The organism is Lactobacillus nasalidis, from assembly GCF_016587775.1.
GTDB classification, from domain to species: domain Bacteria; phylum Bacillota; class Bacilli; order Lactobacillales; family Lactobacillaceae; genus Lactobacillus; species Lactobacillus nasalidis.
Genome location: NZ_BOCG01000720.1, coordinates 1 through 1657, shown reverse-complemented (window position 1 = coordinate 1657; position 1657 = coordinate 1). Strand labels below are relative to the sequence as shown.

Genomic DNA, 1657 nt, shown 5'->3' with positions numbered 1-1657 from the left:
GGCTACACTTACTCTGGCGAAAGATTTGCCAAGTACTTCAAGGATTTCGCGGAAAAATACCATTTCGCCGACATGTATGCCGGCGGCTTTTACCCTTATCCCTCCTTGGGGGAATTCTGGGCTTATTGGAGCCGCTACATTTGGATCAACCGCTACGCGCCCATCCCGACGGACTTGTACAGGCAGCTGCTGGATTTGGTGAGGGGCAAGGACTACTTCGTCTTGACGACGAACGTTGACCATTGCTTTCAAAGAAGCGGCTTTGACAAAAAGCGCCTTTTTTACACCCAAGGCGACTACGGCCTCTTCCAGAGCCTGCATCCCAGCGGCCCTTCAGCCGGCAAGACCTACGACAACTATGAAATGGTCCGGGAAATGCTGCTGGCGCAAGGCTGGCAGTTTTCCGAAAACAACGACCTGCTTTGGCCGGCCGGCGGCCAGGTCAAAATGACCATCCCGGACAACTTCCTGCCTTTTTGTCCGGATGACGGCCAGGCAATGACCACCAACCTGCGGATCGACGAGGACTTTGTCCAAGACGCTGGCTGGCAGCAGGCTGCTGGCCGCTACCGGGACTTTTTGCTGAAAAACGCCGGCAAAAAGATCGTTTACCTTGAACTGGGCGTGGGCATGAACACTCCGGCGATCATCAAGTATCCCTTCTGGCAGCTCACGGCCGAAAACAAAAATGCTTTTTACATCTGCGTCAACCAGGGAGAAGCCGGCTGCAGCGAGGACATCCTGGACCGAAGCCTCCTGATCAACGGCGGGATCGCTGAGCTTGTTGACGCGGCCGGTAAATTGCCGGCAGAAGGAGAAAAATAATGACTGATCTCGAGCAAGTTCAATATTTGATCAAGTGCCTGCAGGCGGAAATGCCGGAATATGCCGGCTATGCGCTGCCAGACGACTTCAGCCGGGCCTTTGACTTGTACCGGGCCCTGTGCAACCTGCGCCTGCCGAAAGGGAAAACCGGGCATACCCTGCCGGACAGGTTCTACATCATCCAGGCCCAGCTTTTAAGCAAGGTCACGGCCAAAAAAGGGATTACCGACGCGCGAAAGCTGCCCGCCAGCCGGCTGGACCCGCGCCTGTCACTTTGGCAGGGCGACATCACGACTCTGCGGGCCGACGCCATCGTCAACGCGGCCAATTCCCAGATGCTGGGCTGCTTCGTGCCGCTGCACTCCTGCGTCGACAATCTCATCCAGACCATGGCCGGGGTGGAAATGCGCGAGCAGCTGTACCGGCTGATGCGGGCCCAGGGCAGGGAAGAAGCCCCCGGCAAGGCCAAGATCACTCCTGGCTACCGCCTGCCGGCCAGCTTCGTGATCCACACGGTTGGCCCGCGGGTCGCTGGCTCCTTGACTCCAAAAGATGAGCAGGTCCTGGCAGATTGCTACGAGTCGGTTTTGCAGCTGGCGGATGACCAGCAGCTCTCCTCGGTCGCTTTTTGCTGCATTTCCACGGGCGTCTTCGGCTTTCCGCCGGCCGCGGCCGCGAAAATAGCGGTAAAAACGATCAAAAGCTGGCTGGATGCCCATAAAGGCAGCTCAGTTCTAAAAGTGGTCTTCAACGTGTTCAAAGACAGCGACCGGGATTTGTACCAAGAGCTGCTGAATGGATAAAAAAACGGCTTTCTGCTTTTGCAGAAAGC

Annotated in this window: 2 protein-coding genes; both read left to right on the top strand. The window is 56.8% G+C overall.

Going from position 1 to position 1657, the window contains the following annotated elements; all coding sequences use genetic code 11:
• Positions 1 to 825, top strand: an 825-nt coding sequence (locus tag lacNas_RS13860) for an SIR2 family NAD-dependent protein deacylase (RefSeq protein WP_201330158.1), incomplete at its 5' end; no start/stop codon positions are given.
• Positions 825 to 1628 (top strand): protein-ADP-ribose hydrolase, encoded by an 804-nt coding sequence (locus lacNas_RS13855; protein ID WP_201330157.1) that lies wholly within the window; start codon positions 825 to 827, stop codon positions 1626 to 1628. The genes lacNas_RS13860 and lacNas_RS13855, both read left to right, overlap by 1 nt.
• Positions 1629 to 1657: the final 29 nt, after the last annotated feature.

Coding starts and splice junctions, on each gene's coding strand:
- lacNas_RS13855 (WP_201330157.1), top strand. CDS start 825: ATGACTGATCTCGAGCAAGTTCAATATTTGATCAAGTGCCTGCAGGCG.